This is a genomic window from Mycetohabitans sp. B2 (genome assembly GCF_021733735.1).
In the GTDB taxonomy this organism is placed as follows: Bacteria; Pseudomonadota; Gammaproteobacteria; order Burkholderiales; family Burkholderiaceae; genus Mycetohabitans; species Mycetohabitans rhizoxinica.
Genome location: NZ_JAHKSP010000103.1, coordinates 1 through 285 on the forward strand (window position 1 = coordinate 1; position 285 = coordinate 285).

At 57.5% G+C, this 285-nt stretch carries 1 pseudogene; it reads right to left on the reverse strand.

The annotated features are described in order from the left end of the window. Window positions 1–285: pseudogene (locus KPG66_RS16905) on the reverse strand (hypothetical protein); the annotation flags it as partial.

The window sequence follows — 285 nt, forward strand, 5'->3', positions numbered from 1 at the left end:
CATGCTTCGGAATGCGCTGCGCGGCTGCGAACAATCGCTTAAACGCCTCGCCTTGCTCGGCCTCCGGCAACGCTTGCAGACGCTGGCGCAACGCCTCAAGCGGCTCGACATGCTGCACTGGATCGGCGAGCGTGTCATCCATCTCATTGAGCAGCTGGTTGACTGACGCGAGACTTACGGCTTGGTTGGCTCGTTGCCAGTAGCTGTAGACTAACCGCCTAGTTTGCATCGCATGATACGTACGACGATCGACTGCTGAAAAATTCTCCACGTCTTGAACGGGCA